The 25,831-nt window shown below is 52.2% G+C and carries 29 protein-coding genes; all 29 read right to left on the reverse strand.

Annotated features, from left to right (window positions below; genetic code table 11):
* Positions 1–265: 265 nt before the first annotated feature.
* Positions 266–1,354: a prephenate dehydrogenase gene (locus JNUCC32_RS14290; protein ID WP_186326437.1), complete on the reverse strand. Its 1,089-nt coding sequence runs from the start codon at positions 1,352–1,354 to the stop codon at positions 266–268.
* Positions 1,355–1,407: 53 nt separating this feature from the next.
* Positions 1,408–2,505: a histidinol-phosphate transaminase gene (gene hisC, locus JNUCC32_RS14295; RefSeq protein WP_192572471.1), complete on the reverse strand. Its 1,098-nt coding sequence runs from the start codon at positions 2,503–2,505 to the stop codon at positions 1,408–1,410.
* A 40-nt stretch (positions 2,506–2,545) separates the two neighbouring features.
* Entirely contained in the window at positions 2,546–3,352 is an 807-nt protein-coding gene (gene trpA / locus JNUCC32_RS14300) for a tryptophan synthase subunit alpha (RefSeq protein ID WP_096773286.1), read from the reverse strand.
* Entirely contained in the window at positions 3,349–4,545 is a 1,197-nt protein-coding gene (gene trpB / locus JNUCC32_RS14305) for a tryptophan synthase subunit beta (RefSeq protein WP_015734538.1), read from the reverse strand. The genes trpA and trpB overlap by 4 nt, the downstream gene beginning before the upstream one ends.
* Positions 4,542–5,216 (reverse strand): phosphoribosylanthranilate isomerase, encoded by a 675-nt coding sequence (locus JNUCC32_RS14310; protein WP_096773285.1) that lies wholly within the window; start codon positions 5,214–5,216, stop codon positions 4,542–4,544. The genes trpB and JNUCC32_RS14310 overlap by 4 nt, the downstream gene beginning before the upstream one ends.
* Before the next feature lie 12 nt (positions 5,217–5,228).
* Complete coding sequence (gene trpC / locus JNUCC32_RS14315; RefSeq protein ID WP_036665632.1) at positions 5,229–6,038, reverse strand: indole-3-glycerol phosphate synthase TrpC; 810 nt, start codon at positions 6,036–6,038, stop codon at positions 5,229–5,231.
* A complete protein-coding gene (trpD, locus tag JNUCC32_RS14320; RefSeq protein WP_096773283.1) occupies positions 6,028–7,068 on the reverse strand; it encodes an anthranilate phosphoribosyltransferase in 1,041 nt (346 codons plus the stop codon). Before trpD ends, trpC begins: the two co-directional genes overlap by 11 nt.
* Positions 7,069–7,087: 19 nt before the next feature.
* Positions 7,088–8,641 (reverse strand): anthranilate synthase component I, encoded by a 1,554-nt coding sequence (gene trpE, locus JNUCC32_RS14325; RefSeq protein WP_192572472.1) that lies wholly within the window; start codon positions 8,639–8,641, stop codon positions 7,088–7,090.
* A 357-nt stretch (positions 8,642–8,998) separates the two neighbouring features.
* On the reverse strand, positions 8,999–9,373 hold the full coding sequence (aroH, locus tag JNUCC32_RS14330; protein WP_009595253.1) for a chorismate mutase: 375 nt from the start codon (positions 9,371–9,373) through the stop codon (positions 8,999–9,001).
* Positions 9,374–9,376: 3 nt separating this feature from the next.
* Positions 9,377–10,471: a 3-dehydroquinate synthase gene (gene aroB, locus JNUCC32_RS14335; protein ID WP_015734533.1), complete on the reverse strand. Its 1,095-nt coding sequence runs from the start codon at positions 10,469–10,471 to the stop codon at positions 9,377–9,379.
* A gap of 1 nt (position 10,472) precedes the next feature.
* Positions 10,473–11,642 carry a chorismate synthase gene (aroC, locus tag JNUCC32_RS14340; RefSeq protein ID WP_015734532.1) on the reverse strand — a complete coding sequence of 390 codons (1,170 nt, stop codon included), beginning with the start codon at positions 11,640–11,642 and terminating at the stop codon, positions 10,473–10,475.
* 168 nt (positions 11,643–11,810) lie between these two features.
* Positions 11,811–12,614, reverse strand: a complete 804-nt coding sequence (locus tag JNUCC32_RS14345) for a CheR family methyltransferase (RefSeq protein WP_015734531.1) — start codon at positions 12,612–12,614, stop codon at positions 11,811–11,813.
* A gap of 42 nt (positions 12,615–12,656) precedes the next feature.
* Positions 12,657–13,100, reverse strand: coding sequence for a nucleoside-diphosphate kinase (ndk, locus tag JNUCC32_RS14350; protein WP_009595207.1), 444 nt, complete (start codon positions 13,098–13,100; stop codon positions 12,657–12,659).
* A 119-nt stretch (positions 13,101–13,219) separates the two neighbouring features.
* Positions 13,220–14,194 (reverse strand): polyprenyl synthetase family protein, encoded by a 975-nt coding sequence (locus JNUCC32_RS14355; protein WP_009595187.1) that lies wholly within the window; start codon positions 14,192–14,194, stop codon positions 13,220–13,222.
* 159 nt (positions 14,195–14,353) lie between these two features.
* A complete protein-coding gene (locus JNUCC32_RS14360; protein WP_015734528.1) occupies positions 14,354–14,956 on the reverse strand; it encodes a UbiX family flavin prenyltransferase in 603 nt (200 codons plus the stop codon).
* Positions 14,956–15,828 carry a UbiA-like polyprenyltransferase gene (locus tag JNUCC32_RS14365; protein WP_009595147.1) on the reverse strand — a complete coding sequence of 291 codons (873 nt, stop codon included), beginning with the start codon at positions 15,826–15,828 and terminating at the stop codon, positions 14,956–14,958. The genes JNUCC32_RS14360 and JNUCC32_RS14365 overlap by 1 nt, the downstream gene beginning before the upstream one ends.
* Positions 15,821–16,579 (reverse strand): demethylmenaquinone methyltransferase, encoded by a 759-nt coding sequence (locus tag JNUCC32_RS14370; protein WP_096773280.1) that lies wholly within the window; start codon positions 16,577–16,579, stop codon positions 15,821–15,823. The genes JNUCC32_RS14365 and JNUCC32_RS14370 overlap by 8 nt, the downstream gene beginning before the upstream one ends.
* Before the next feature lie 9 nt (positions 16,580–16,588).
* Positions 16,589–17,449, reverse strand: a complete 861-nt coding sequence (locus tag JNUCC32_RS14375) for a heptaprenyl diphosphate synthase component 1 (protein ID WP_015734527.1) — start codon at positions 17,447–17,449, stop codon at positions 16,589–16,591.
* Positions 17,450–17,552: 103 nt separating this feature from the next.
* Positions 17,553–18,104 (reverse strand): hypothetical protein, encoded by a 552-nt coding sequence (locus JNUCC32_RS14380; protein ID WP_192572473.1) that lies wholly within the window; start codon positions 18,102–18,104, stop codon positions 17,553–17,555.
* A gap of 112 nt (positions 18,105–18,216) precedes the next feature.
* The gene (locus tag JNUCC32_RS14385) at positions 18,217–19,179 is read right to left on the reverse strand and encodes a prenyltransferase (protein WP_096773278.1); all 963 of its coding nucleotides are present in this window, start codon (positions 19,177–19,179) and stop codon (positions 18,217–18,219) included.
* Between the two features lie 121 nt (positions 19,180–19,300).
* A complete protein-coding gene (locus JNUCC32_RS14390; protein WP_096773277.1) occupies positions 19,301–19,879 on the reverse strand; it encodes a DoxX family membrane protein in 579 nt (192 codons plus the stop codon).
* Positions 19,880–20,056: 177 nt separating this feature from the next.
* Positions 20,057–20,281 (reverse strand): trp RNA-binding attenuation protein MtrB, encoded by a 225-nt coding sequence (mtrB, locus tag JNUCC32_RS14395; protein WP_009595134.1) that lies wholly within the window; start codon positions 20,279–20,281, stop codon positions 20,057–20,059.
* Between the two features lie 85 nt (positions 20,282–20,366).
* Complete coding sequence (locus JNUCC32_RS14400) at positions 20,367–20,639, reverse strand: HU family DNA-binding protein (RefSeq protein ID WP_006209463.1); 273 nt, start codon at positions 20,637–20,639, stop codon at positions 20,367–20,369.
* A 259-nt stretch (positions 20,640–20,898) separates the two neighbouring features.
* The gene (gene spoIVA / locus JNUCC32_RS14405) at positions 20,899–22,377 is read right to left on the reverse strand and encodes a stage IV sporulation protein A (RefSeq protein WP_009595160.1); all 1,479 of its coding nucleotides are present in this window, start codon (positions 22,375–22,377) and stop codon (positions 20,899–20,901) included.
* Between the two features lie 605 nt (positions 22,378–22,982).
* Positions 22,983–23,735: a hypothetical protein gene (locus tag JNUCC32_RS14410; RefSeq protein WP_096773276.1), complete on the reverse strand. Its 753-nt coding sequence runs from the start codon at positions 23,733–23,735 to the stop codon at positions 22,983–22,985.
* Positions 23,736–24,131: 396 nt separating this feature from the next.
* On the reverse strand, positions 24,132–24,491 hold the full coding sequence (locus JNUCC32_RS14415; RefSeq protein ID WP_009595225.1) for a 2Fe-2S iron-sulfur cluster-binding protein: 360 nt from the start codon (positions 24,489–24,491) through the stop codon (positions 24,132–24,134).
* Positions 24,492–24,551: 60 nt separating this feature from the next.
* Complete coding sequence (locus tag JNUCC32_RS14420) at positions 24,552–25,142, reverse strand: hypothetical protein (RefSeq protein ID WP_192572474.1); 591 nt, start codon at positions 25,140–25,142, stop codon at positions 24,552–24,554.
* 43 nt (positions 25,143–25,185) lie between these two features.
* The gene (locus JNUCC32_RS14425) at positions 25,186–25,365 is read right to left on the reverse strand and encodes a DUF2768 family protein (RefSeq protein ID WP_006209457.1); all 180 of its coding nucleotides are present in this window, start codon (positions 25,363–25,365) and stop codon (positions 25,186–25,188) included.
* Between the two features lie 144 nt (positions 25,366–25,509).
* On the reverse strand, positions 25,510–25,785 hold the full coding sequence (locus JNUCC32_RS14430) for a stage VI sporulation protein F (RefSeq protein ID WP_009595189.1): 276 nt from the start codon (positions 25,783–25,785) through the stop codon (positions 25,510–25,512).
* Positions 25,786–25,831 lie beyond the last annotated feature (46 nt).

Genomic DNA, 25,831 nt, shown 5'->3' on the forward strand with positions numbered 1-25,831 from the left:
GCAATTTCCCCAAATCTTCTACACTAGCACTCTAGCATTATAGCACATATTGGAGAAAAGTTCAGGTTTGTGGCAGAAGGTTTTCCACGGATAGGAAAATCGGCAAAAAAAATCCGCCTTCATCATTGAAGGCGGTTGCACAAAGTGCAATATTTTGGATAGGAGTGGAGAGAAACCATACTGTACTTTTATTATATGTATACGTTTTCATTTTGTCAACACTGAAAACGCATTTATTTCCGGTTGTTTAAAAACAACCGGAAAATTACTGATACACCGAGTGTCCTTGCGATAACAACAGCTCTTTAGCCCGCTCCTGTTCGATTTCATTGCGGAAGGAAAGCCTCATCACGCCCGGCACATCTTCCCGACTCTCGATAATCTGCATGTTGCTGAGGTTGATGCTGTTCGTCCCGAGCTCCGTCGCAATGCGGCCGATGATGCCCGGATGGTCAGGCACGTCCAAATACAGATCAAATTGGGACACGATCATGCCCTTGCGCCGTTCTGGCAGTACGCTGCGGAATTCCCCTGCCATGCGGAAAGCCTCTTCGATCGCAGCACCGTCCTTCGACTCCAGCATATCCATGAATCGCCGGATCCCTTCATTCCAGTCTTGCAGCAGCGTCAGCATGACCCTGCGATTGTTTAATAGAATGTCCCGCCATACGACCGGGTCGCTGGAAGCGATGCGGGTTATATCCCGAAAGCCCCCTGCGGCCAAGGTGCGGTACAACGGATTATCGTCATTATAGGAGCTGATCTGATTGACTAACGCCACTGCGATCACATGGGGCAGATGGCTGATCGCTCCAACGATCTCATCGTGAAGTCTCGGCTCTACCTTTACAATATGGGCACGCGTGTGAGACAAAAGCTCTACAAGCACGTTCAGCTTATCCTGAGGGACATCGTCCGGCGGAGTAAGCACGTAATAGGCATTCTCGAACAATACGGTGGAGGCAGCTCCAACACCGGATCGCTCCGAGCCCGCCATCGGATGACCGCCGATGAAATAAGCATCCTTAAGGGCAAGCTGGGACGCGCATTCGGCAATGCTTGCTTTGGTGCTGCCAACATCCGTAATAATGCATCCCGGTTTCAGCTGCATTTCGCTCAAACGTTTCATGTACATCTCAAGACTGCCTACGGGAACGCATAAAAAAATGACGTCCGCGTTTTGGGCAGCTTCTTCTACCGAAAGCGTAACCTTATCAACGACGCCCTTAGCAATGACCTGGTCGGCATATTCTTGGGTGTGGGCATAACCGGTAACGGTTATGCCAGGTTTTCCTTTGAAGTTTAAAGCTAACGAACCGCCGATCAAGCCGACGCCGAATATGGAAATTTGCATTGTCATGTTCTCTCTCACTCGTTTCAAGCTGCGATTATTGTTGTGTCATTCGATCAGGCTGGCGCATTCACTTCGCTCAGCACTTGTTCCAAAGCGCCGATAAAAGCCTTATTCTGTTCTTCGGAGCCTACGGTTACGCGAATATAGTTCGGATACAGTTCAAATCCAGGCCGTACGATAATGCCTTTGCTAAGCAGCGACTTAAATACTTCGGTGCCTGGCTTCTTCACATCCACCATAATGAAGTTACCGTTCGCAGGAAAATAAGATAGTCCAAGACGATCAAATTCACCTTGCACGTAATGGATCCCGTCGGCATTCAATTGACGGCATTTCGCTACGAACTCCTGATCTTTCAGGGCTGCCTTCGCCGCTACTTGAGCCAGGCGTCCCGTATTAAACGGCTCACGTACCCGATTGATCAAGGAAATGACTTCCTGCTGCCCGATGCCGTAGCCGATCCGGAGGGCGGCCAAGCCGTATATTTTGGAGAAGGTACGCAGGATGACCAGATTCGGATAATGCTCCATTAACTTGATGCTGTCCGGGTACGAAGCGTCCGTTACATATTCATAATAAGCTTCATCAAGCACAACCATTACTTGGGCCGGGACTTCATCCAGGAAGGAAACCAGCTCGCTTTCGGAAACGATGGTTCCGGTCGGATTATTCGGATTGCACACCCACACGATTTTGGTTTTGTCCGAAACGGCTTTGGCCATGCCCGGCAAATCGTGCTTACCGTCCACCAGCGGCACCTCGATGCATGTCGCACCTTCGATATCCGCGTTCGTTTTATACACCGAGAAGGTCTGATCCGCCATGATGGTTTCATCCCCCGGTTGCAGGAATGCCCGGATAATGAGGGCAATGATTTCATCGGATCCGCAGCCGAAAATAATCTGATTGCGTTCAATTCCCAGCTGGCCAGCAAGCTCAGCCGTTAAATCGGCCGCACTTCCGTCCGGATACAGGCTGAGCGTTCCCAGTTCGGCGGTAATCGCTTCGGTTGCGCGCGGCGAGCAGCCGTACGGATTCTCGTTGGAGGCCAGTTTAATGACAACATCAAGCCCTAATTCCTTTTTGACTTCTTCGATCGGTTTCCCGGGCTGATATACGGGAAGATTAACAATTTGCGCTTTCGGTTTCATACGATATTCGCCTCACCTTTCATAACTGCTATGGACAACACTATCCTTTTAATTGTGCCACAAACTCCCTGATTTGCAAAAGTCCCTGCTGTCTTGTTTCTTCCTTCTCCAGCAGAGGAATGGTCGATTCAATCTGACGCACAATCGCGCTGCCGACAACGACGCCGTCGCAGATTTTTGAGAATCTGGCCACCTGCTCACTGGATGAAATGCCAAAGCCGATCGCGATCGGCACGCTGCTGTACTGCCTTACCGTCTCAAGAAAAGACTCCACCCCCGCGTAAAAATCGGTGCGCTCGCCCGTCACGCCAAGGGAGGATACGCAGTACACAAAGCCGGTCGCTTCCGAAGCGATGCTCGCGATCCGCTCATGGGAGGTAGGAGCCACCAGCGGAATCAGATGAACTCCCGCCGCGTGGGCGCGTTTCCGAACCTCCTCGGATTCCTCCACCGGAAGATCGGGAATGATCAAGCCGCTGATGTCGTGCCTTACCACTTCCTCGAAGAAAACGTCCAGTCCGGTTTGCAGTACCGGATTGTAATACGTGAACAGGATGAACGGCAGCTTGCTGCCCCGCTCTCTTGCCAGGCGCGCGGTTTCCATGCAAGTGCGAATGGTCACCTTGCCCTTCAGCGCGCGCTCGGAAGCCCGCTGGATGACCGGTCCGTCGGCAAGGGGATCCGAATAAGGAACGCCGAGTTCAATAATGTCGGCTCCCGCGATTTCAAGCTCATGGATGATATCCAGCGTCGACTTCACATCCGGATCCCCGACGGTGAGATAAGGGATCATGGCGGTCTTGTTTTGTTGCTTCAACGACGCAAAGGTCTGATCGATTCGGTTCATTCGGTTTTCCCTCCCGTGTAAGCCATGATGGACTCCACGTCCTTGTCGCCGCGACCGGATAAATTAATCACGACGATATCGTTCTCGGTCCACGTAGATGCCATCTTTACGGCTTGCGCTACGGCGTGCGCGGATTCCAGGGCAGGAATAATGCCTTCCGTGCGGCATAGCAGCTGCAGGGCATCGAGCGCCTCTTGGTCGGTTATCGGTACGTACTGCACGCGTTCAATGTCTTTTAAATAGGAATGCTCCGGACCAACCCCGGGATAATCAAGGCCGGCTGAAATGGAATGCGCCTCCTGTACTTGTCCGTACTCGTCCTGCAGCAAATAACTCATCGAGCCTTGGAATACGCCTTGTGTCCCCTTGGACATCGTAGCCGCATGAAAATCGGTATCCACTCCCTTGCCTGCCGCTTCGACGCCGATCAAACCGACTTCCTTGTCTTCAAGGAACGGATAGAACATGCCGATCGCATTGCTACCGCCCCCGATCGGCGCAAGAATGACGTTTGGAAGCCTTCCTTCCGTCTCCAGTATCTGCCTCCGGGTCTCGTCACCGATAATGCGCTGGAAATTCCGCACCATCATAGGATACGGATGCGGCCCTACAGCGGAGCCCAGCACATAAAAGGTATCCTCGACGTTGCTGACCCAGTAGCGAAGCGCCTCGTTGCCGGCATCTTTCAGCGTTCGGCTTCCCGACGTGACCGGAATCACTTCGGCACCGAGCATTTTCATGCGGAATACGTTCAACTGCTGCCGTTTGGTATCTTCTTCGCCCATAAATACCTTGCATTCAAGACCCAGCAGAGCGGCTACCGTCGCGGTCGCTACGCCATGCTGTCCGGCACCCGTTTCGGCAATGACCTTGCCTTTGCCCATGCGCTTGGCTAACACGCCTTGTGCAATGGCGTTGTTGATTTTGTGCGCGCCGGTATGGTTCAAATCCTCGCGCTTCAGGTAAATTTTAGCCTTGCCGAGATGTTGGCTGAGCCGCTCCGCGTAATAAAGCGGCGTTTCCCTTCCGGAATACTGTTTCAGCAAATAGGCGATCTCCTCTTTAAAAGCAGGATCCTCCGAAAAACGATTATATTCTTGCTCAAGCTCTATTAAAGCGTTCATCAGTGTTTCCGGCACGAACCGGCCTCCAAACACCCCGAAACGTCCATTACGGTCAGGAAGCTGTGTCATTTCCCCTTCACCCTTTCTACAAATGCGGTCACTTTGTTTATATCCTTCACGCCAGGCTCGCTCTCTACGCCGCTGGATACATCCACCCCGTACGGAGCGTACTGGCCGATCAAATGAGCAACATTATCCGGATCGAGCCCGCCGGCTACAAACAAGGGAATCCCTTGCCGTTCAGCCCATTGCTGGTACGCCGGGATCAGATCCCAGGCAAACGTCTTGCCCGACCCTCCGCCGTACACCGGATCATAGGTGTCGATCAGCAGTCCGTCGATGCAGCCCGCATACGAATCCAGTGCCGACAGACGTTCCGCTTCCGGACGGTCACTTCCGATCGATACCGCCTTAAAAACGGAAACCGGGAAGCGCTCCTTCACTTCCCGGCAAAATTGCGGCGATTCCTGACCATGCAGCTGCACGACGTCAAGCGCTGTTTCTTGAAGAAGCTCTGCGAGCTCGCTCAAATCAGGGTTAACCAAGACGCCGACAGCAGCGGGAATCTTGTCATGCTCCCATTCCCGCAATACTTGCACCAGCTGCGCAGCCTGCTGCGGCGTTACCCGCCGCCGGCTCTTGGCAAATACGAATCCGATATAATCCACAGGTAAGTTTATCATAGATTTTAGCACTTCAACGCTTTGAAGTCCACATATTTTTAGAGCCGTACTCATCATCGAATGTCCCCTTTATTCCATGTCTGCAGCTATCGGCAGCGGTCCCATCAGATCGTTCACAGCACGGAACACGTCCTGTTGGCGCATGAAATGTTCCCCGACCAGAACCCCGTGTGCTCCCACATAATGCAAGTAGGAAATGTCGGCCGGGCTCGATATTCCGCTTTCGCTGATCAGCGTCACTTCCTGCGGAACCTGCGCCGCGATATCTGCCGTTGTCTGCAATGAGGTTTCAAAGGTCCGCAGATTACGGTTGTTAATCCCGATCAGACGGGCCGTTCCCAGTCCGAGTACCGATTCCAGCTCTTGCCCGTCGTGAACCTCAATCAGGCAATCCAACCCGATCGAGCCTGCAACGTCAATGAACTCCGCTATACGCTGCGGCGCAAGGATGCTCGCAATCAAGAGAACGGCGTCCGCACCCAGCAGGCGCGCTTCGTAAATCTGAGTCTCGTCGATAATGAAATCTTTGCGCAGCAGCGGGATGTTGACGGCCGCCCTTACCGCTTGCAGATATTCTCCGCTTCCCTGAAAGTAGTCCTTATCCGTCAGCACGGACAGACAATCGGCATCGGCTGCTTCGTAAGCCTTGGCGATCATAACCGGGTCAAAGTCGGGACGAATCAACCCTTTGGAGGGCGAAGCCTTTTTGACCTCGGCAATTAACCCCATGCTGCGTTTGCGTCCCATGGACAACGCCTTCTCAAACCCGAGAGTCGGAGGCAAATCCGCTATTTGCCTCTCTGCTTCCGAGATGCTGAACGTTTCTCGCAGCTGTGCAACCTCATTGCGTTTCGTTTCTACGATTCGATCAAGATACATAACTCATTTCCCCCGTTCTTGAGATCAGCTGCTCCAACTTGGACTGCGCCAGCCCGGAATCAATCGCTCCCGCTGCACGCTGCACGCCTTCGGCCAAACTATCCGCAAGTCCCGATACATAGATGCAGGCACCGGCATTGGCAAGCACGATGTCCCGATAAGCACTGCGTTCTCCGCGCAGTACCGAGCCGATGATGGCCGCATTCTCTTGTGCATCGCCGCCCAGGATATCGTTCATCGGATGAACCGACAGCCCCAAATCATGGGGGTGGATATCATAAGTGCGGACTTCTCCGCCCCGGAGCTCCGATACCCGGGTAGGCGCCGAGACGCTGATTTCATCCAGCCCATCGTGGCTGGTCACTACCATGGCTCGCTTCAAACCGAGCTCTTTGAGGACCTGCGCAATGGTTTCCGTTTTGTTCATATCGTATATCCCGAGCATCTGCCGGTCCGCGCCCGCCGGGTTCGTCAGTGGCCCCAGCATGTTAAATACGGTCCGGACCCCGAGCTCTTTGCGAGGAGCAGCCGCATGTTTCATTGACGGATGATAAATTTGGGCAAACAGGAAGCAGATTCCGATATCGTTCAGGCAGGCTGTGGCTTGTTCTGCGGTCAAGTGGATATTGACGCCAAGCGCTTCCAGCACATCGGCGCTGCCCGCCCGGCCCGATGCCGATCGGTTGCCGTGTTTGGCCACTCTGACCGAAACCGAGGAGGAGATAATGGCGGATACGGTAGAAATGTTAAACTTGTGAATGCCGGATCCTCCGGTGCCGCATGTATCGAGCAGCTGGTTCCGCTCGGTAACGACACGTCCGCCCGCGCCTCTCATCGCTTCGGCAAAACCGGTTATCTCTTCTACGGTTTCTCCCTTCATTCTTAAGGCCGTCAGCAGCGCGCCGATTTGAGAATGGGTCGCATGGCCTTCCATTATCGTCTGCATCACCCCGCGGGCCTCGTCCCGGCTCAGATCCTGACCGCCGATCAGCTTTGAAAGGCTGGATTGCATCGTCTCCATCACGTTCATTACGATCTCCTCCTTCATGTTAAGGTGTATATTGATACAGATAATCCTGATTGATTAAGTCGTTGGCCCCCGTGCTGGACGGAAACATCGCTTCCGCGACGCGGATCGCCTTCAGCATCCCTTTGGCTTTATTCATGGTTTCCTCATACTCCTTCTCGGGAACCGAGTCCCATACGATTCCGGCCCCTGCCTGAACATAAGCTTTGCCCTGGCGAAAAATGATCGTGCGGATCGTAATGCAGGAATCCATATTGCCTCCAAAGCCCAGATAACCGATAGCCCCGGCATATGCGCCTCTCGCTTCCCGCTCCAATTCGGCAATGATCTCCATTGCCCGCAGTTTCGGAGCTCCGGATACCGTTCCTGCCGGCAAACAGGACAGAAAAGCATCAAAGAAATCCTTATTCTCGCTCAGCTGGCCGGATACGCTGGATACCATATGCATCACGTGGGAGTATTTTTCAATCTCCATGAACGTATCGCATTTCACCGTGCCGAACTCCGATACGCGGCCCAGATCGTTGCGGCCGAGATCCACCAGCATCAAATGCTCCGCGCGTTCCTTCTCGTCCTGCAGCAGATCATCCGCCAGCGCCTGGTCTTCGGCTTCGTTGCTGCCCCTCGGCCTTGTGCCCGCGATCGGTCTTGTTTCCAGCCTTCGTCCATCCACCTTCACCAAGGCTTCAGGAGACGTTCCCACGATAATGTCGTCGTCCATTTTGAGATAATACATGTACGGCGAAGGATTCATCGTTCTCAGCACCCGGTAGACGTGAAGCGGCGATACTTCGGTCTCGATATGGAAGCGCTGGGACAACACAACTTGAAAAATGTCGCCTGCACGAATATATTCCTTCGCTTGCTCCACATTGGAGAGATACTTCTCTTTGGTCATGTTGGATTTAATATCGCCCATGTCGACATCGGCCGGGATGCCTCTGGAGTTCACGTTCTCCCGCGGCCCCTGATCCTGCAGCTGTTCGGCCGCCGCTTCCAGGGTACGGCATACATCCATATAGGTCTGACGGATGGTGTCGTCCGAATCTCCGGGTTTCACGTGCACGTTGCCGACCAGCATGATCTGCTGCTTCACGCGGTCGAAGACAATGACTTGATCGCAAAACATGAACCGGATATCATCCATCCCGAGATCATCCATCGCGTGTGCAGGCAGCTTCTCGTAATATTGAAGCAGATCATATCCAAAAAATCCGATGGCCCCTCCGGTAAAAGGAGGCATCTCCTTCAGCTGCGGGCTGCGGTACGTACGCAGCAGCGCTTTGAGCTCCTCGACGGGCTTGCCTTCCAGCAAGGAACGTTCCCCGTTCTTTTCAATCTCGATCTTTCCTTTTTTACCCGTTATCATTAAGAAGGGGTCTGTTCCGATGAACGAATACCGTGCCCACTGTACGCCGCCCTCAACGCTCTCTAGTAAAAATGCCCGTTTCCGCTCCGCATAGCGCTGAAAAATGCGAATCGGGGTTTCCATATCGGCTAACAGTCTGATCGCTACCGGAATCAGGTTGTAATCACCTGCCATTGCCACCACTTGCTCCATTGATGGATTCGCCATGTCAATCCCTCCTTAATGAATGTATACAACAAAAAAACCTCTACCGAAGTAGAGGTTAACGTTCAGAATAAGTCTATGAAAAAAGAGCGCGGTCAAAGGACATTCAACCCGTTCATCGACAACCTACAGCGCTGACGTTCCATGGAACGGATACAAGAAATAGACCTGTAACCGGCCGTACGAACATGCCGTAAGATTCATCATGAAATCAAGTGTATCCTAAAACCCGATGATGTTACTCCCTAAAATGCCTCAGCTCTTCTCAACTCAACTCATCTGTAAAACCTAACTCTACTCAGCTATTCTGATATCACTATACAGGATAATGCCGTGTTACCGCAACCCTAATTTTCAATATCAAGCGTTGGAGCCCGATAAATCCGGACGCAGCCGCTTGGCTTCGTTCAAATACACATGCTTGATCTCGCTCTGGCTTTTGTCCGTATTGACCTGCACCATAAACCGGATGCAGCGCGGCAAACTGCCCTGAACGGGGATTTCAACCGAACACATCAAAGGGACGAGATCCCAGCCCTCCAGCTGGCGTATCGCCTTGGCCGGGAACGTTGCATCCAAATCCTGCGTCATCGTAATCCATATGTTGCTGATATATTCAGGCTGTAGCTCGTTGCGTCTCACCATCTCTTCCAGCAGACGCAGCGTCTCCTGTACGATCTCCTGCTCATCGTTGCGGGTGACGGTTGTCGCCCCCCGGATTCCCCGATTCATCATGAACTATCCCTCTCCCTTCAACTGTTCGACCACGGATCGAACAGCTTCTACCGGTACATCCTTAACGATGCTGACGGAACCGATGGATTCCGGAACGATAAATACCATTTGCCCCTCGGCGAACTTCTTATCATGCTGCATGGCATCCATGATGCGATCGACCGAGACGTCATCCGGCAAGATTACCGGCAGATTCACCGCCTTCAGCATGCTCACCGTCTCTTCGTGCAGATCCGCAGGTCTGCCAAGCTTCTCAGCAAGTCGGGCCGATCCCGCCATGCCGATTGCAATCGCCTCGCCGTGCAAGAATCGGCCGTAACCGCCAACGGCTTCGATGGCATGGCCAATGGTATGCCCCAGATTAAGAATGGCGCGCAGGCCGCCTTCCCGCTCATCCTGGGATACCACGTCCGCCTTGATCGCGCAGCCGCGCTCCAGGCCGTAGATCAAAGCTTCCGGTTCCAGGCTCAGCAGCTTGGAGCCGTTCTCCCGGCACCAATAGGCAAAATCCCGGTCCAGGATCAAGCCATGCTTCACCATTTCCGCAAGGCCTGAAGACACCTCGCGCGCCGGGAGCGACATCAGCGTATTCACGTCATAAACCACCATGACGGGCTGATGAAAAGCGCCGATCATATTTTTGGCCAGAGGATGGTTCACCGCCACTTTGCCGCCTACGCTGCTGTCATGGGCAAGGATCGTGGTCGGGATCTGAACAAACGTCACGCCGCGCATGTATGTCGCCGCAACGAATCCGGCCAAATCGCCCACAACGCCTCCGCCCAGCGCGAAGACAGCCGAGCTGCGGTCCAGCTTGCCGTTGATGGCCGTGGTCATAACCTCTTCATAGACCTGTAGCGACTTGGAGGACTCGCCGGAAGGGACGATATGGGATATGACCGTGTACCCTTCCGATTTCAGCTGCTCCTCCACTTGCGCCAAATAGTGAGGCGCCACTTGATCATCCGTTACGATCAGATGCGGGCTCTTGCGGGTTATGCCATGCTTCGCGCTCAGCTCGCCAAGGGTATTCAATATCCCCGCACCGATATAAATCGGATAGGAACGCTCTCCCAGTTCCACATGTAATGTCCTCATATCAGTAGTTCTCCAGCTGTTTCAGGTAGTTTTGGTAATTCGCATGGATTTCCTCCATCGAATCGCCGCCGAACTTCTCAAGGAACGCCTTAGCTACCTCCCAGGTCACAACGTGCTCCATCACGACGCTTGCTGCCGGAACCGCACAGGCATCCGAGCGTTCAACCTGAGCCGTAAAAGCTTCCTTCGTGTCGATATCCACGCTTTGAAGCGGCTTGTACAGCGTCGGAATCGGCTTCATGACGCCGCGCACGACGATCGGCATGCCGTTTGTCATCCCGCCCTCGAATCCGCCCAGGCGGTTGGTCGCACGGTGGTATCCGCGCTCCTCGCTGTACATAATCTCGTCATGCACCTGGGAGCCGCGCAGCTCGCCTGCTTCGAATCCGATGCCTACCTCAACGCCCTTAAAAGCGTTAATCGACATCACGCCCTGCGCGATGCGTCCATCCAGCTTGCGGTCATATTGGACATGGCTGCCCAATCCGACCGGCAATCCTTCGATGATGCATTCCACGATGCCGCCGATGGAGTCGCCTTCTTTTTTGATCTCGTCTATGTAGGCTTCCATCTTCTTCTCGGTCTCTTCGTCTACCACGCGAACCGAAGAAGCTTCCGTACGCTCGATCAGCTCATCGATCGAAAGATTGTGCGGGGGAGCCTCGATTTCGCCGATCCGGATGACCTGGCCAGCCACTTTGACGCCAAACTGCGCCAGGAATTGTCTGGCGATAGCGCCAACGGCAACGCGGACCGTGGTTTCACGGGCGCTGGAGCGTTCCAGCACGTTACGCAGATCCTTCAGGTTGTACTTCAATCCGCCGTTCAGGTCGGCATGACCCGGTCTTGGACGATGAACCCGTCTCTTCGCCTCGTCGTTGCCCTCAATCGGCTCCACGTTCATAATGTTCTGCCAATGCTTCCAATCGTTATTCTGGACGACCAGCGCGAGCGGCGCACCGGTTGTATAGCCGTGGCGCACACCGCCAAGGATTTGCGCGGTATCCTTCTCGATCTGCATGCGGCGTCCCCGGCCGTACCCCTTCTGTCTACGATGGAGCTGAAAGTTCAGTGCGTCGAAATCAAGCTCCAAGTTGCTTGGAAGCCCTTCGATTATAGTTGTCAGCTGAGGTCCGTGCGTCTCCCCAGCGGTTAAAAACCGTAAGCTCATGATGCTTTTCCCCCTTTAGGCTTTTAAGCGTTAAACCGCTAAACTCCGTGAACATCTTCTGCTCATTATAGTATAGGTCTAACGCTTTGACAAGAATGTCGACAAACGAGCAAAAGCGCCTCTCATCCTGCGGATTGAAAAGCGCTTTATGCGTTAAGACTGCCGTCTCTATTGAATTTTACGGTAGAAAAAGGTCTCGTTGCTTTCCAGGCCGTACTGCCCCGGATTAAAGATCTGTTCGGTGCTGCCCACAAACAGAAACCCGCCCGGCTTCAGGCTCGCGGCAAATTTCTGATACAGCTTGTGCTTGGCCCCTTCCGTGAAATAAATCATCACGTTCCGGCAGACAATCAGATCATGCCCGGCTTCGAACCGGTCCGTAAGCAGATTCTGCTTGTGGAAGGAGACCTCCTTCTTCAAGTTCTCGCTGAATCGATACAGCGAGCCCTCTTCCTTAAAATAGCGGGCGGCTACTCCGGAAGGGACGTCCTTGAGTGACCTCTCGACATACAGGCCTTCCTTCGCTTTATGTAACGCACCGTCGTCGATATCGGTCGCCATGATGCGCGCCCGGCCCAGCATGTTTTGTTCCGCCAGGATCATGGCAAGCGTATAGGGCTCTTCGCCGGTCGAGCAGGCAGCGCTCCAAACCTTCAACACCCCGGGATTCTGCTTGGCCAGCTCCGGCAATATTTTGTCCCGGAGCACTTCCCACCGGTTCGGGTTGCGCCAAAACTCCGAGACGTTAATTGTCATCCGGTCCAAAAACTCATGAAAGAGCGGCTTGTCCTTCATCATCGCATCGTAAAAGGCCGAAAAGGTTTCAAACCCCTTCTTCATGCGCAGCGTCGTCAGCCTTCGCTTCATCTGCGCTTCCTTGTAATCGGCAAGGTTGATCCCCGTGCTTCGCTCGATGCTGCGAACAAAGCCGATATAATCGGGATCCTCCAGTACTGGTTCATGTTCCGTCATCGTATCATCCTGTTAATCAGATTATTCCGCTTCCCGCTTCGCTTACAGCCAAGGGGACAGCGTCTTGTTGTACTCAACCAATTCCCGATCATCAAAAAAATTGGCGATCTCGCGCTGCGCGCTTTCAGGCGAATCCGATCCGTGAATCAGATTATGCGGCGTATGGGCTGAAAAATCCCCGCGTATCGTACCTGGCAGCGCATCCTTCACATTCGTTTTGCCGATGACCTGGCGAGACAAAGCGATGATGTCGTCACCTTCCCAAACCATCGCAAACACCGGTCCGGACGTGATGAACCCTACCAGGTTATCGAAAAAATCCTTGCCTTCATGTTCCGCATAATGGCGCTTGGCCAGCTCGTCCGAAATCTGCATAAACTTGCCCGCAACCAGCTTGAATCCTTTATCCTCCAAACGGCCGACGATTCGGCCGATCAGCCCACGCTGCACACCATCGGGTTTAATCATTAAAAAAGTACGTTCCATAGGCCTCATCACGCTTCCCCTCATCCTAGGTAATTGAACAATTGAACCTTCATTCCATGCTCAGGTGATGTTACATGTTTGTACCCGTATTTTAACAGAAAGCAACCTCATGGGTAAGGCTAATATGACCGCTTTGTAATAAAATTTGCGATATCTCTAAGCTGTTTTTTGGTCTTGATGTCAGGCAGCGTATCCAATGCAGCCAATGCTTTACCTATATACCGATCAGCCAGCGCCTCGGATCTCGATATGCCTTCGCTTGAGGTTACAAGCTTTACGGCGCCCGATACATCGCACTGGCCATTTAGTGCATGAATCCGTTCCAGCTCCTGCAGCAGCGGCTCTCTCCGCTGGCTGTCCTCGAGAGCGAAAATGACGGGCAGCGTAATGTTTCCCTGTCTCATATCGCTCCCCGGGGGCTTGCCAATCTGCTTCTCCGTCCCGCACAGATCCAGGAGATCGTCCTGAATCTGAAATGCCATGCCGACATTATATCCGAATCGATACAGGCTGTTGGCCACCTTGCGGTCCGCATCCGCAGCCAACGCGCCGAGCTGGCAGCTGACGGCAATCAGGAGCGACGTCTTGCGGCGGATGCGGAGAAGATATCTTCTGACGTCCTGTTCGGTATTAAAGAAATCACGTATCTGCTCCATTTCGCCAATGGACATCTCAACCATGGCCTTGGCCAGAATCTGATGAATTTCAGGCTGTTTCAGGTGAGTCGTCAACTGGAGCGCCTTGCCATAAATATAATCGCCGGTATACATGGCGATCCGGTTGTCCCACTTGGCCTTCACCGTGGGTTTGCCGCGCCGCGTGTCCGCATCGTCAATCACGTCGTCATGAACGAGGGAAGCGCTGTGGATCAGCTCCAGCGGCACGGCCACATGCTTCAGCTTATCAATGTCATAGTCGCCGAATTTGCCGCCCATCAGGACAAAAACGGGACGGAGGCGCTTGCCGCCTGCTCTAAGCAGATGCAGGGAAGTCTCTGTCAGCTCGGGACTGTCGCCTTCGACGCTGAGGTAGAGCTCCCTCTCGATAACGTCCATATCTTTTTTTAATGTTCCGAATATGTCAAATCGTTTCATCTCTTCACCCGTATGCTTAGATTCTCATTCCATAACTCCGGCGCTACCTTGCGATTTCAGCAGGCCAAGCTCTGATGCGAACTTGAAATTTAAGCGTAACCCTTCCTGTTGTCGTTCATCAAATCGCAGCACAGGTTAATGCCTGAACCATTGTTGTTGCTAGTCACCCCATCTGGTGTACAATTCATGTTCGATGCGTAAGCTGTCCAATACCTTGCCGACCAGAAAATGGACGATATCATCAATCGTTTTCGGTCCGTGATAGAAGGCTGGCATCGCCGGAATGATTTTGACCCCAAGCTTGGCCAGCGTCAGCATGTTCTCCAGGTGAATGGCATGCAGCGGCGTTTCTCTCGGGACAAGCACCAGGGGACGGCCCTCCTTCATCATGACGTCGGCGGCGCGGCCCATCAGGTTATCGGAAGATCCGTGCGCCACTGAGGATAACGTGCCCATCGAGCATGGCATGATAATCATGCCTTCCACCAGGTAAGAGCCGCTGGCAATCGTAGCTCCGATGTCGGAGATCGGATGGTATATCACGTTCCCCTCGAAACCGCCGAATTTCTCGGCCAGCACTTCCTCGCGGTTGCCCGCCTGAAAGCCCATTTCCTCCTTCAGCACGCGCCAGCCCGCATTAGAGATAATCAATTGCACATCGTAGCCCAGCGAGAGCAGGGTCTCCGTTAGACGAACCCCGTATATGCTGCCGCTGGCCCCCGTAATGCCGACAACCCAGCTCTTTCTGCGCATGGATTTCATCAGATATAACGCACCACCAAATCAATGAGAGTGAATACGAACAGAATGATGCTCAGCGTACTGTTCATGGTAAAGAACGCGGTTTGCAGGCGGCTCATATCATTTGGCGACAAGATGTAGTGCTGGTAGAACAAAATTCCGCAAGCGATCACCATGCCCGCCAAATACCACCAGCCCACCGGCGTTACAAAGAAAAGAACGATAAAACCGACAGCCGTAACGACGTGGAACCCGCGAGCGAACCAGAGCGCTTTGTGCAGGCCGAACCGGGAAGGAATCGAGTACAGCCTTTCTTTTGCATCAAACTTCTCGTCTTGGCATGCATAAACGATATCAAATCCGCCTGTCCAAAACGCAAGCGCGATATAAAACACCATCGCCTTCCAGTCGATTTGACCGGTTACCGCAACCCATCCGCCCAGCGGTGCAAGCGCCGTTGTAAGCCCGAGCACCAGATGGCAAAGCCATGTGAACCGTTTGGTAAAGGAATAAATGATAAGCATGAAAATAGCGATAGGCAGCAAACGGAAAGCAAACGGGTCCAGCATGTAAGTAGCCCAGAAAAACACGGCGAAAGACAGAATAATAAATATGATGACCTCCAGCGGCTTCAGCAGGCCTGCCGGAATGGCGCGATTAGCCGTGCGGGGGTTCTTGGCATCGATATGTTGGTCGGTGAGCCGGTTGAGTCCGAAAGCTGCGCTTCGCGCACCGAACATGGCAAGAAAGATCCAACCGATATCTCCCCAGGACGGTAATCGGTCAAACACGACGGCCGATCCTAGAATCGCCCCCATAAAAGCGAAAGGCAGAGCAAACAGCGTATGCTCCACTTTAATCATTTCAAGATAAGTTCCTATTTTCTTAAACATCCAGATTCTCCTTGATCCCAATATGTAAGGCTGCTATGCCACCAGTCAAGGGAAAGGCCTGAACCTGTTGAAGTCCGGTCTGACGGAAAGCTTCGGCTAACTCCTCTCGTCCCGGGAACAAAGCCAGCGATTCGGGCAGCCATTTATACTGCTCATAACGCTTGGCTACCAGTTTCCCCATCCGAGGCAGCACTTGTTGGAAATAAAAATAATAAATGCCTTTGAACGGCTGCCAAGTCGGCTTGGACAGTTCGAGACATACCACCATCCCGCCGGGCTTAACCACGCGTTTCATCTCATGCAGAACCTGCATGTAATCCGGCACATTGCGAAGACCGAAACCGATCGTCGCGTAATCGAATTGGTTATCTTCGAACGGCAGGCTCATGGCGTTTCCCTGAACCAGCTCGATCTGTGGTTCGAGTCCATGCTTGGCAACCTTCTCCCGGCCGACGTTCAGCATCCCCTCACTGAAGTCGAGTCCGACTATGTGTCCGGATTCACTTGCCTGGGCCATGCTAATCGTCCAGTCGCAAGTTCCGCAGCATAGGTCGATGGCCGTATCGCCATGGCGCATGTTCATCTTTTTCATCGTATACTTGCGCCAGGCTTTATGTCTTCGAAAGCTGAGAATGTCGTTCATCAGGTCGTATTTGCCCGATATGCTTTCGAAGACGGAATGGACGTACTGCTCTTTCGGATTTTTGCCGTCATGCTTGATTGCGTCTAACTTGGTTGTTTGATTATCCACTGCATCCCCCTACCCTTCACTTACGACGGACCGATATGTGCTGAGCCGTTTCAGAAACGGGTCCAGCACACCGGCGTACGGGCTCTCGCCCACGCGGCCTCCCAGCAGCTGCTGTACGGCGCTGACGGATTCCCGGAGCTTGTCCAGCAGCTTCTCCGAAGCCTTATGCTTCAGAATCAGCTTCCGCCAATCCTTCATATCCGTTTTTCTGCCCACCAGCATTTTCCGTTCCTCGTCGCTTCCCGACTCGATCAGATGCCAGTACGCGTAGCCGCATCTGCCGATGTCAGGCGTCGCACAGCGTTCCATCTCCTGCACAAGCGTTTCACATTCCGTAATTTCCTTGAGCAGCTTCTCCCATGTTTCTTGCACGGACACCTCAAGCAGCGGAGTAAAAGAAAGAAACAGCTGCATATTCAGCTGTACCGTTAGCTGTAGATATTCTTCAGAAGGCAGCAGGTTTTTTTTCATTTTGCCGTATAATCTCATCTTCATCACGTTCACTTCGCTAACCGCTTTGCTCAGAAGCGAGATGACGGCAATTTCGCCCTTCAGGGCCAGGAGCTGATAAAAACGGCTGCTGAAGTAATCCCCTGCGAGCACTTTCAGCTGCCGGGATCGCATCATTGCCTCTCCTTGATTGCCTTCCGTAACGTCGATGCTTTCATGCGTATCGAGTCCCACCTGAACCAGTGAGGTAACCAGCGCGTACAATTCTTCGTGTCCGGCAATATTCCGTCCCGAATCCATTAAAAATATGTATAACAAATGAACACGGGCATCCGGAAAACCCGGAAGTTCCGTGTGGTTCTGAATCATATCATAGTTTATATATTTCTCTGCCAGTTCTGGTACGCGATACGGTTTCATTCTCAGCCTCCGTGCACTTGATGTTCTTTTGTCCAATTGAGCCCACAATCCAATCTATTATAACACATGTTCAGGGCACGTACATGCCCTGTCATCTACTATTTTACCCCTTTCCAGGGCCGCTGAACTGCTTTGGCCAAAGATTCGTAAAGGTCAGGTTCAGGGCAGCAGCGACGGAAGGCGGCACATCCTCGTCCTCCAGCTGGGTTAGGACTTCCGCATAGCGTGAATCCCATGCTTCCCTGTTCATATTCGAGGCCAGCAGCATATATCGTTTTCCTCCCCAGCGATCGATGGCAACCACCCTGAGATACAGCTGCCTCACATTATCCGTGCCATCGAACGAATAGGACATAATGCTGGCGATGTCCTCGTAAACCTCGGAGGCCGTCTCCGCGGCATCGCTCAATTTGATATCCAGCGTCAAAGCGCCTTCTTCATAGTCCGCCCGGCTTATCTGCAGATTCAGAGGTAGACTCATCAGGGAATCCACTAAGCCGGCATCGCTTAATTCGCGGCTGTGATAAGGCACCGCCGCGGGTACAGCGCCTACCTTATAACGAGCTTGCGATTGGAGCCCCATCAACAGGCCAAGCAGGATGAATGCAATCGCCGCAGGCAAGAGTACCGCTTGTACGGATTGCCAATGCTTCATGACCGAAACCTCCTCTGTTCCTAGTTTCTTCCGCTCCTCTGAAGTCCATACCTCATTGTATAAAGAAAAAAAGCAGGCTATGCCTGCTTCTGGTAAAACGAACGGGATTCGGTTAGAAAAGCGAAAGCGAGGTCAATGTCACGGCCACAGCCAGCGCCGCGATCCTGGCCAAATTCATGACCACGAAATTTTGCACCGCGATCACGAAGGTTTTCTCTTTGGATGGATGTGCGGTGAATGCGGCTCCTTTTTTATATACCGGGACAATGGTGACGAACACCAGCAGAACCAGCACAGGGTGCACCTTCATCAGAAGAAGAGCCGCCAAGTCCAGATAAGCAAGGCAGTATAGAACCCGGAACAGTCTCAGCGAATGCTTGAAGCCGATATATACCGGCAGCGTATACCGTCTGTTCTCCAAATCCTCATCCATGTCGCAGATGTTATTGGCCAGCATGATGTTGGCAATCCCGAGAATGGCCGGCAATGACACGACCAGCAGCAGCAGCACCTCGGGCAGGTTCACCTGAAGGGAGAGGACGCTCCCTTGAATATCCATAACCGCCAGATGGCTGCCCTCAGCATGGATCCAAGCCGAGATGAAGATGATGACAAACCCCATGAACAATCCGGAGAACAGCTCGCCTAGCGGCATCCGCGAAATCGGAATCGGTCCGAACGAATATAATATCCCTACCGCGAAGGACATTCCGCCAAGCAGCAGAATTAACCAGCCAGTGGACAGGAACAGCGCTATGCCGGATCCGACGGCCGTCAGCAGCAGCAGAGCGATGACGGACACAACCGCCGGCTCTTTCAGGTTATAACGTACGATGGCATTATGCTGCTCGTAACCGAAGCCGTTCTTTTTAATCGCTTTTTTGTAATCGTAATAATTATTGATCGCCGTTGTTGCCATATCAAACGACAGCAATGATGCGAGCATCAGGGCAAAATGATACCCATTGAACTGCTGAAAACGAAACAGCGCATACAAGGTTCCGAACAGGAACGGGATCATGCTGGCAACCTTCGTCTGAATTTCCACCAGTTTAAAAAAAGCACGGATTCCCATGACCATCATCCTTTATCCATATTGATCTGATTTCAGATTAAAGGATTTCATGGCCGCGGTCTGTTCGAATTGTACTTGACAAACGCGTGATGAAAGTGACGAATGTTACTTTTGGGCAGGATCAAACTTGTTCCGGAATATCCTTATCCTTGCGCTTGCGGCTCCAAGGCGTACCCAGCAGCGGCAGCGCCCAGCGGTCCAAGCCGTACCAGCCCGCGACTTTCCAGGCCAGCACCAGCCATGTCGCCAAAATAAACAACAACGGATTGGAGCTTACCGTGCCCGCGAATAAAAAGCTGGCATTCATTAATCCGCCGAAAAACGCGGCAATACCGGTCAGCAGGCCCAAAATCAGCCCGAGTCCTACCAGTACCTCGCCGAAGGCCACCATATAGGCAAACAGCTTGGCATTGGGAAGCACAAACCCCTCTAGGAAAGAAGCATACCATCCGGTTACGTCCTTTCCTTCTTCCGCTTTTGCCAGCGCGCCGCCGACAAAGCCCTTAATGGCCGCTCCGGCTTCGCTTCCCGTCCAGGCTTCGGCCGTCAGCTTTTTCAAGCCCGACGTTAACCACGCGTAACCGAGATACAGCCTGACCAGCAGCCATATCCACGCCGAGCGCGTACTGTTGAACAAAAACATGGATACCGGATTTTCAGGGACCACAATATACTGTCCGTCTCTGTATTGTTTCGCCATGATTTCTGCAATCATCCTTTCGCATTTTTATTCATTCCATTCCCGCTAGTATATTCATTGTTCGACAAAGCGGCAAGTGCCTTTAACAATTTGTTAACACACATTCCGCACGAATAAACTCGAAATACAAAAAAGCCCCACCGAAATGGCGGGGCTTTTTCTATATGATGATTTTCCTCAGATGCCGGATTCGATCTTCCCGTGCTTGGTCATGATCTCGGCTTTGCCGCGTATTTTCACCGCGGACGTATGATCCGTGAACTGGGCGATGATGACTTCGCCTTTGTCCAGCTTCTCGGTATGATGAAAGCGGGTATCCTGACCGCGGGTAAGACCGATTACCTGCACGCCATGGTCCAGTGCTTTGACAATAAAATAATCGCCGTTCTGAACGTTCTCCATTTTCCAGGCCTCCTCGCCGTAAGCCTAAAAGAAAAGGCCGTGAACGAATTCACGACCTGTGCTCTTAGGTAATATGTAGAAATCTTTATTTGATTCCGTCTTTGAGCGCTTTACCAGGTTTAAATGCAGGAATTTTGCTCGCAGGGATTTCGATTTCTTCACCTGTTTGCGGGTTGCGGCCTTTCCGTGCGGAACGCTCGCGAACCTCGAAGTTGCCAAAACCGACCAGTTGTACCTTGTCTCCACTTTGCAATGCTTCGGAGATTGCATCGAAAACGGCATCAACCGCTTTAGTTGCATCTTTCTTGGAAAGCTCAGTAGATTCAGCTACTTGTGTAATCAGATCCGATTTATTCATTCTTTCACCTCCCTAACAAGGAATGTGCTCCACTTGCTATTCACTGTTTCCGTTTTACCGCAAATTATACGTGCAATCGGGTATTTTACCCCTATCTCGCGTTTAGAATGCATGACGCGGAACAAATTTATAGTAATACAGCCATCTCATAATTTCAAGCGTTTTGCTTTGCTGGGTCAAAGAAAACATGAAAAACAGCCGCTAATCGGGACTTTCGACCCGTTAGCGACTGCATTTTCAACACCGTTTCGGCGCCCACTTAAAGAATGATTGCGATCAAACCGCCGGAGCCTTCGTTAATGATGCGACCCAAGGTTTCCTGCAATTTGTATCTGGCATTGTCCGGCATCATCGCGATTTTTCCTTGGATTCCTTCACGGACGATCGAGTGCAGCGAGCGTCCGAATATGTCGGATTCCCAAATTTTGATCGGATCGTTCTCGAAGTCCTGCATCAGGTAGCGCACAAGCTCCTCGCTCTGCTTCTCCGTGCCGATGATCGGCGAGAACTCGGATTCCACGTCCACCCGAATCATATGAATGGATGGCGCGGTCGCTTTCAATCTTACCCCGAAGCGGGTGCCTTGACGGATGAGCTCAGGCTCATCAAGCGCCATCTCGGCCAGGGAAGGAGCGGCGATGCCGTACCCCGTCGTTTTGACCATCTCAAGCGCTTCGGCGAAGCGGTCGTATTCCCGTTTGGCATGGGAGAACTCCTGCATCAGCTGCAGCAGATGATCCTTGCCTCGGATCTCGACACCCACGACCTCCATCAAGATCCGGTCATACAGTTCGTCAGGCGCGAAGAGGTCGATCTCGGCAACGCCCTGACCCATATTCATGCCGCTGAGTCCGGCGTGGTTGATGAAATCATATTCCATGAACTGGCTAACCACACGATCCACGTCACGCAGACGGCGGATATCTTTCACGGTATCTCTCACCGAGTTTTCATAGTTGCTGCGGAGCCAGTGGTTCTCGTTAAGCACCATAACCCAGCTAGGCAGATTGACATTCACTTCATGCACCGGGAACTCATACAATACCTCACGAAGCACACCGGTCACGTCATCATCGGTCATGGTGGCCGCACTCAGCGTCATGACCGGAATGTCGTATTTCTCTGCCAGCTCATTGCGCAGCTGAAGGGCTTCTTCGCTGCGGGGACGCGTCGAGTTAATGACAACAACAAACGGCTTGCCGACTTCCTTCAGTTCCTCGATGACGCGCTCCTCGGCCTCAACATAAGAGCTTCGCGGGATCTCCGCAATGCTTCCGTCCGTCGTGACAACGACGCCAAGCGTGGAGTGCTCCTGAATGACTTTGCGGGTTCCGATTTCGGCCGCTTCCTGGAACGGAATCGGCTCTTCGAACCATGGCGTCGAGATCATTCTCGGGCCATTCTCGTCCTCGTAACCCTTGGCGCCTTCAACGGCATAACCAACACAATCGACCAATCTTACGTTGACCTCAAGGCCATCCGTAACCTTGATTTGTACCGCGTTGTTCGGCACGAATTTCGGCTCGGTCGTCATGATCGTTTTCCCTGCAGCACTTTGAGGCAGCTCATCGACAGCTCTTACTCGATCCGCCTCGTTCGTAATGTTCGGGAGAACAACCGTCTCCATAAACCGCTTGATGAAAGTTGATTTTCCCGTACGGACGGCACCGACAACACCTAAGTAAATGTCCCCTCCGGTCCGTTCGGCAATGTCCTTAAAAATGTCCACTTTTTCCAAAAGAGATCCCCTCCTCAAATTACTCCGAAGGAAAAATGCTTTAAGAGCATCCGCTTCGTGTTCCACTCATAGCCAAAGCCATTGCAACAGATGAGCAGCCTTTACAATGTCGCCAGCATCCCGCCGCCGGTATTCCATGAGTTTGGATGGAAACGGCAAAGCGGCGTAACTCGTACATGCATTTGGACTAGTAACATCATATGTACCGGGTTCAAAAATATGACGGTTGCCCCTTAAAGTCCGTCCAGTTTTTTTTAAGATATCGAATATGCCTGCAACTGCCAGACACGCAATCGAATACCGCAAGAAAAACCACCGCTCGGGGCACGGTCTGTCTTCGCGCTGTCACGCCATTCAGACGCTTTCTAGTGCCTCATGATGTGGGCAACCGGCTCTTGCCCGCACTACTCTTTCAGATTATGAATATGCGCGGACTTTACTAGATATTCCAAAGAGATTCAGCCCTATTCGAAAAAACGATCGAAGAAGAGACTCGAGGATAAAAAAGTAGACCCGCCTTATGGCTGCCGTACCTCATTCTTCAGGCAGAAACCGGCAACCAGGCGGGACCAAAAAAATACCCGCCGATATCGGCGGGTACGGGTTTAGGATAGGGGCTGAGCCACAGGCTGCCCGTCCTTCCATGCATAGGGTACGGATTTTACGGGTACATAATAGGATTCCTTCTCCAGAAACACCCGTAAATCCTCTCCTTCTTTGGGCTCGGAGCCGTTTTTCTGGATAGCCTGCATAATATCAAAGGCATAATCGGCGTACACCGTGCCCTCTTCATCCATCATAAAAGGCATTTCCTGGCCCGAGTATACACTCATTAACTTAAGGGATTTGGCCTCGGTTTTCGACAAATCCACCGCCGTATAACCCGGGTAGAGGGCTTCCCCTGCCGGAAGGGCGTTGTCATTCGCCATTTTGTACAGATTCACGGCTCGCTGAACGTCATTCACCTTCTGAGCCGTTGTTAAGTCCATGACCTTCACGGTCGGTTCGGTTTCCTCATTAATAATGAGAAAATAACCGCTGCCGCCTTTCTCGAAAGCCGTATCCGGAATTTGGTCGATATATCCTCGGCCCTTCAGCTGATCCAAATCGACCCGGTATTTCTCATACTTCGGAATTTCCGCGCCTGCCGTAATGATCGGCAGAATTCCTTGCTCTTGATAAAAATCGTCCACGGCCGACTGAATCCGTTTGACACTTTCCCTATAGGAAACCTTGTTCTCCTGCAGCTTCTCGTCAGGATATAGACAACCTGTCAGCAACATTGGAAACAGCACCAGGACTAAGACGGCAGACATCCGCTTCGTACGGCCAGCCGCTTGGGTCATCCAAGTGTTCATACTCAACTAACATCATCCTTCGCTTTAAGAGGTTGTTCAAAAAGTCCGATTTTGATAAGAAAACCAATCGAGGCAAATTCAAGGCTGAGCGACCGCGATTCAGAAGTAGGTTTTCTTGCGATATAGAATTTCATCAACTCCGTTGATAACTTATAAATCCTATATCTAACACGAAGTGAATCAAGAAGCCACTCGGCATCGAATCTTGAATTCAGCCGGGCCAAGGCAAATGCTTTCGAAGTATGTTTCCTGCGGAAACATTTCAGGTGCTCACGTACAAACTATGTACGCTCCGCTCCTGACGTCCCTAGCTTCACTCAACTGAAGCGTTTTGAAAAAACGCACATCGGAGGCATAGGCCTCGGTGCTGAAAACCGATCTTTTTGAACTCGCGCTTTAAATAAAGTCATCGGACTCCCGGTTCCTCGCTGCCTCCAACTGCTTGCGTATCGCGGCTTTAAGGGGATCCTCAGGGATTATCACCTTCAAATGGCTCGTAATCCTCGTCTGGCAGGATAACCGGTAGCCTTGTTCCATCATCGACGTTCCCAGCTTCCTGATTTCCTTGGTCTCAGGAGCAGAGCAATGTCCGCGTTCCTCATCCGGTACCAGGATCTTGCACATCAGACAGCCTGCTTTGCCTCCGCAACGGGTCGGAATGCGTACACCGGCACGACGCGAGGCATCCAGCACATTCGTGTTCGGACGAACCTTGACCTTCTTCTGATCCGGCAGAAATAATACCTCGTACTCCAACGGCAAACCGCTCCTTTTCTTATGTACCCGCTCTTCCATGCTGCCGGTTCGATTACCGTGCTATGTCTGTAGTCCGATTAATCGCTTCAATACCATCCGATGTTCCTCGCTCAACCGATTTCGGCTTAACAACCGCTGAAGCAGGGGCAAATGTTGGTTCATATCCCTCAACATCGTCTCCGCAATGGCATCGTAACGATCCGGTCTGTCTCGAAGCACATTAAACACCAGTTCGTGGGATAACGGCATCAGCCGTACCGTGACGTCCCGTATGTGGCGCGCTGGCGCTGCAGGATAGAGCAATTGATCGATTTCAACGCGATAGGAGGAACCCTCCGAATTCACTTCAAATCCGCCTACAAGTTCAATCGGGACTTTCTCTAATTCATAGTGGCTCAGAATGGAAGAATATATCCCTTCCTGATCCAGCCGGGGAGCGTCTGCTGCCAGAAGGGCCAGCGTCTCATGCAGCGGCTGAATCCCCCCTGCATCGGCGTAAATATCGATATCCCTCGGCGGCTTGCCTAATTCTACGCCCTGAAGGAGCAAGCAGCAGCTTCCACCCAGCAGCCAAGCGACAGGCGCCTGATTCAGTTTGTGAATGGCGGTAGCTAACGCCTTCTCCAATTCCGGCAGATCATTCAGCGTCATGCTGCACCCCTTTACCGTATCATCCCGGAAGCGGCTTCCCATATTAAATGATGGAAGCCAGTCCGATAATAAAACCGAAAATCATCATCATAAAGGCCACAAACGATAGCGTGCCGCGCAGAAAACCTTTGGTCTTGCTTCGCGCAAGCGTAACCACGATGACGGACAGCGCCATAATCAATAATGCGACAAGGGACAGCCACATCTTTTGCATCGGATCCATGTCACGAAACTCTCCAATCTCTCTTCAAATTATTCAACCTATTATATCACGAAAATGATAGTGCCTCACCCTGAGTATGGCGAAAAAAAGAACAAAAGCCGCATTCCCGCAAAGGATGCGTCTTTTGTTCATGATCAGCATATCTTATTTGTTCATCATCATTTTCATCAAGGCTTCCATATTGCTCGGATTCATGCCGCTCTTCTTCACCGCTCCGACAATTTCCTGAATCGTGTCCTCGCTGACAGGTATGTTCGCCATAGCAGATACCTGCTTGATCAGCTGGCGGAGCTGGGCTTCATTTTGCATAGTAGACGGCTTAACCGTGCTAGCCAGCTTATTGACAGCCCCTGAAGAAATTTTCTTACCGCTTTTCTTGTTAATCGCATTCAGTACATCCTTGTGAAAGCTTTTGCTCATTTCCACCCCTCCTCCGACATCCTCACATCAATATATGAGTCAATCC

The organism is Paenibacillus sp. JNUCC32 (assembly GCF_014863545.1).
GTDB classification, from domain to species: Bacteria; Bacillota; Bacilli; order Paenibacillales; family Paenibacillaceae; genus Paenibacillus_AQ; species Paenibacillus_AQ lautus_A.

Excerpts from the sequence above, each read along its gene's own strand:
- JNUCC32_RS14290 (WP_186326437.1), bottom strand. The coding sequence starts at position 1,354 with ATGCAAATTTCCATATTCGGCGTCGGCTTGATCGGCGGTTCGTTAGCT.
- hisC (WP_192572471.1), bottom strand. The coding sequence starts at position 2,505 with ATGAAACCGAAAGCGCAAATTGTTAATCTTCCCGTATATCAGCCCGGG.
- trpA (WP_096773286.1), bottom strand. The coding sequence starts at position 3,352 with ATGAACCGAATCGATCAGACCTTTGCGTCGTTGAAGCAACAAAACAAG.
- trpB (WP_015734538.1), bottom strand. The coding sequence starts at position 4,545 with ATGACACAGCTTCCTGACCGTAATGGACGTTTCGGGGTGTTTGGAGGC.
- JNUCC32_RS14310 (WP_096773285.1), bottom strand. The coding sequence starts at position 5,216 with ATGATGAGTACGGCTCTAAAAATATGTGGACTTCAAAGCGTTGAAGTG.
- trpC (WP_036665632.1), bottom strand. The coding sequence starts at position 6,038 with ATGTATCTTGATCGAATCGTAGAAACGAAACGCAATGAGGTTGCACAG.
- trpD (WP_096773283.1), bottom strand. The coding sequence starts at position 7,068 with ATGAACGTGATGGAGACGATGCAATCCAGCCTTTCAAAGCTGATCGGC.
- trpE (WP_192572472.1), bottom strand. The coding sequence starts at position 8,641 with ATGGCGAATCCATCAATGGAGCAAGTGGTGGCAATGGCAGGTGATTAC.
- aroH (WP_009595253.1), bottom strand. The coding sequence starts at position 9,373 with ATGATGAATCGGGGAATCCGGGGGGCGACAACCGTCACCCGCAACGAT.
- aroB (WP_015734533.1), bottom strand. The coding sequence starts at position 10,471 with ATGAGGACATTACATGTGGAACTGGGAGAGCGTTCCTATCCGATTTAT.
- aroC (WP_015734532.1), bottom strand. The coding sequence starts at position 11,642 with ATGAGCTTACGGTTTTTAACCGCTGGGGAGACGCACGGACCTCAGCTG.
- JNUCC32_RS14345 (WP_015734531.1), bottom strand. The coding sequence starts at position 12,614 with ATGACGGAACATGAACCAGTACTGGAGGATCCCGATTATATCGGCTTT.
- ndk (WP_009595207.1), bottom strand. The coding sequence starts at position 13,100 with ATGGAACGTACTTTTTTAATGATTAAACCCGATGGTGTGCAGCGTGGG.
- JNUCC32_RS14355 (WP_009595187.1), bottom strand. The coding sequence starts at position 14,194 with ATGAAACGATTTGACATATTCGGAACATTAAAAAAAGATATGGACGTT.
- JNUCC32_RS14360 (WP_015734528.1), bottom strand. The coding sequence starts at position 14,956 with ATGAAATCCATGCGCAGAAAGAGCTGGGTTGTCGGCATTACGGGGGCC.
- JNUCC32_RS14365 (WP_009595147.1), bottom strand. The coding sequence starts at position 15,828 with ATGTTTAAGAAAATAGGAACTTATCTTGAAATGATTAAAGTGGAGCAT.
- JNUCC32_RS14375 (WP_015734527.1), bottom strand. The coding sequence starts at position 17,449 with ATGAAACCGTATCGCGTACCAGAACTGGCAGAGAAATATATAAACTAT.
- JNUCC32_RS14380 (WP_192572473.1), bottom strand. The coding sequence starts at position 18,104 with ATGAAGCATTGGCAATCCGTACAAGCGGTACTCTTGCCTGCGGCGATT.
- JNUCC32_RS14385 (WP_096773278.1), bottom strand. The coding sequence starts at position 19,179 with ATGGGAATCCGTGCTTTTTTTAAACTGGTGGAAATTCAGACGAAGGTT.
- JNUCC32_RS14390 (WP_096773277.1), bottom strand. The coding sequence starts at position 19,879 with ATGGCGAAACAATACAGAGACGGACAGTATATTGTGGTCCCTGAAAAT.
- mtrB (WP_009595134.1), bottom strand. The coding sequence starts at position 20,281 with ATGGAGAACGTTCAGAACGGCGATTATTTTATTGTCAAAGCACTGGAC.
- JNUCC32_RS14400 (WP_006209463.1), bottom strand. The coding sequence starts at position 20,639 with ATGAATAAATCGGATCTGATTACACAAGTAGCTGAATCTACTGAGCTT.
- JNUCC32_RS14410 (WP_096773276.1), bottom strand. The coding sequence starts at position 23,735 with ATGAACACTTGGATGACCCAAGCGGCTGGCCGTACGAAGCGGATGTCT.
- JNUCC32_RS14420 (WP_192572474.1), bottom strand. The coding sequence starts at position 25,142 with ATGACGCTGAATGATCTGCCGGAATTGGAGAAGGCGTTAGCTACCGCC.
- JNUCC32_RS14425 (WP_006209457.1), bottom strand. The coding sequence starts at position 25,365 with ATGGATCCGATGCAAAAGATGTGGCTGTCCCTTGTCGCATTATTGATT.
- JNUCC32_RS14430 (WP_009595189.1), bottom strand. The coding sequence starts at position 25,785 with ATGAGCAAAAGCTTTCACAAGGATGTACTGAATGCGATTAACAAGAAA.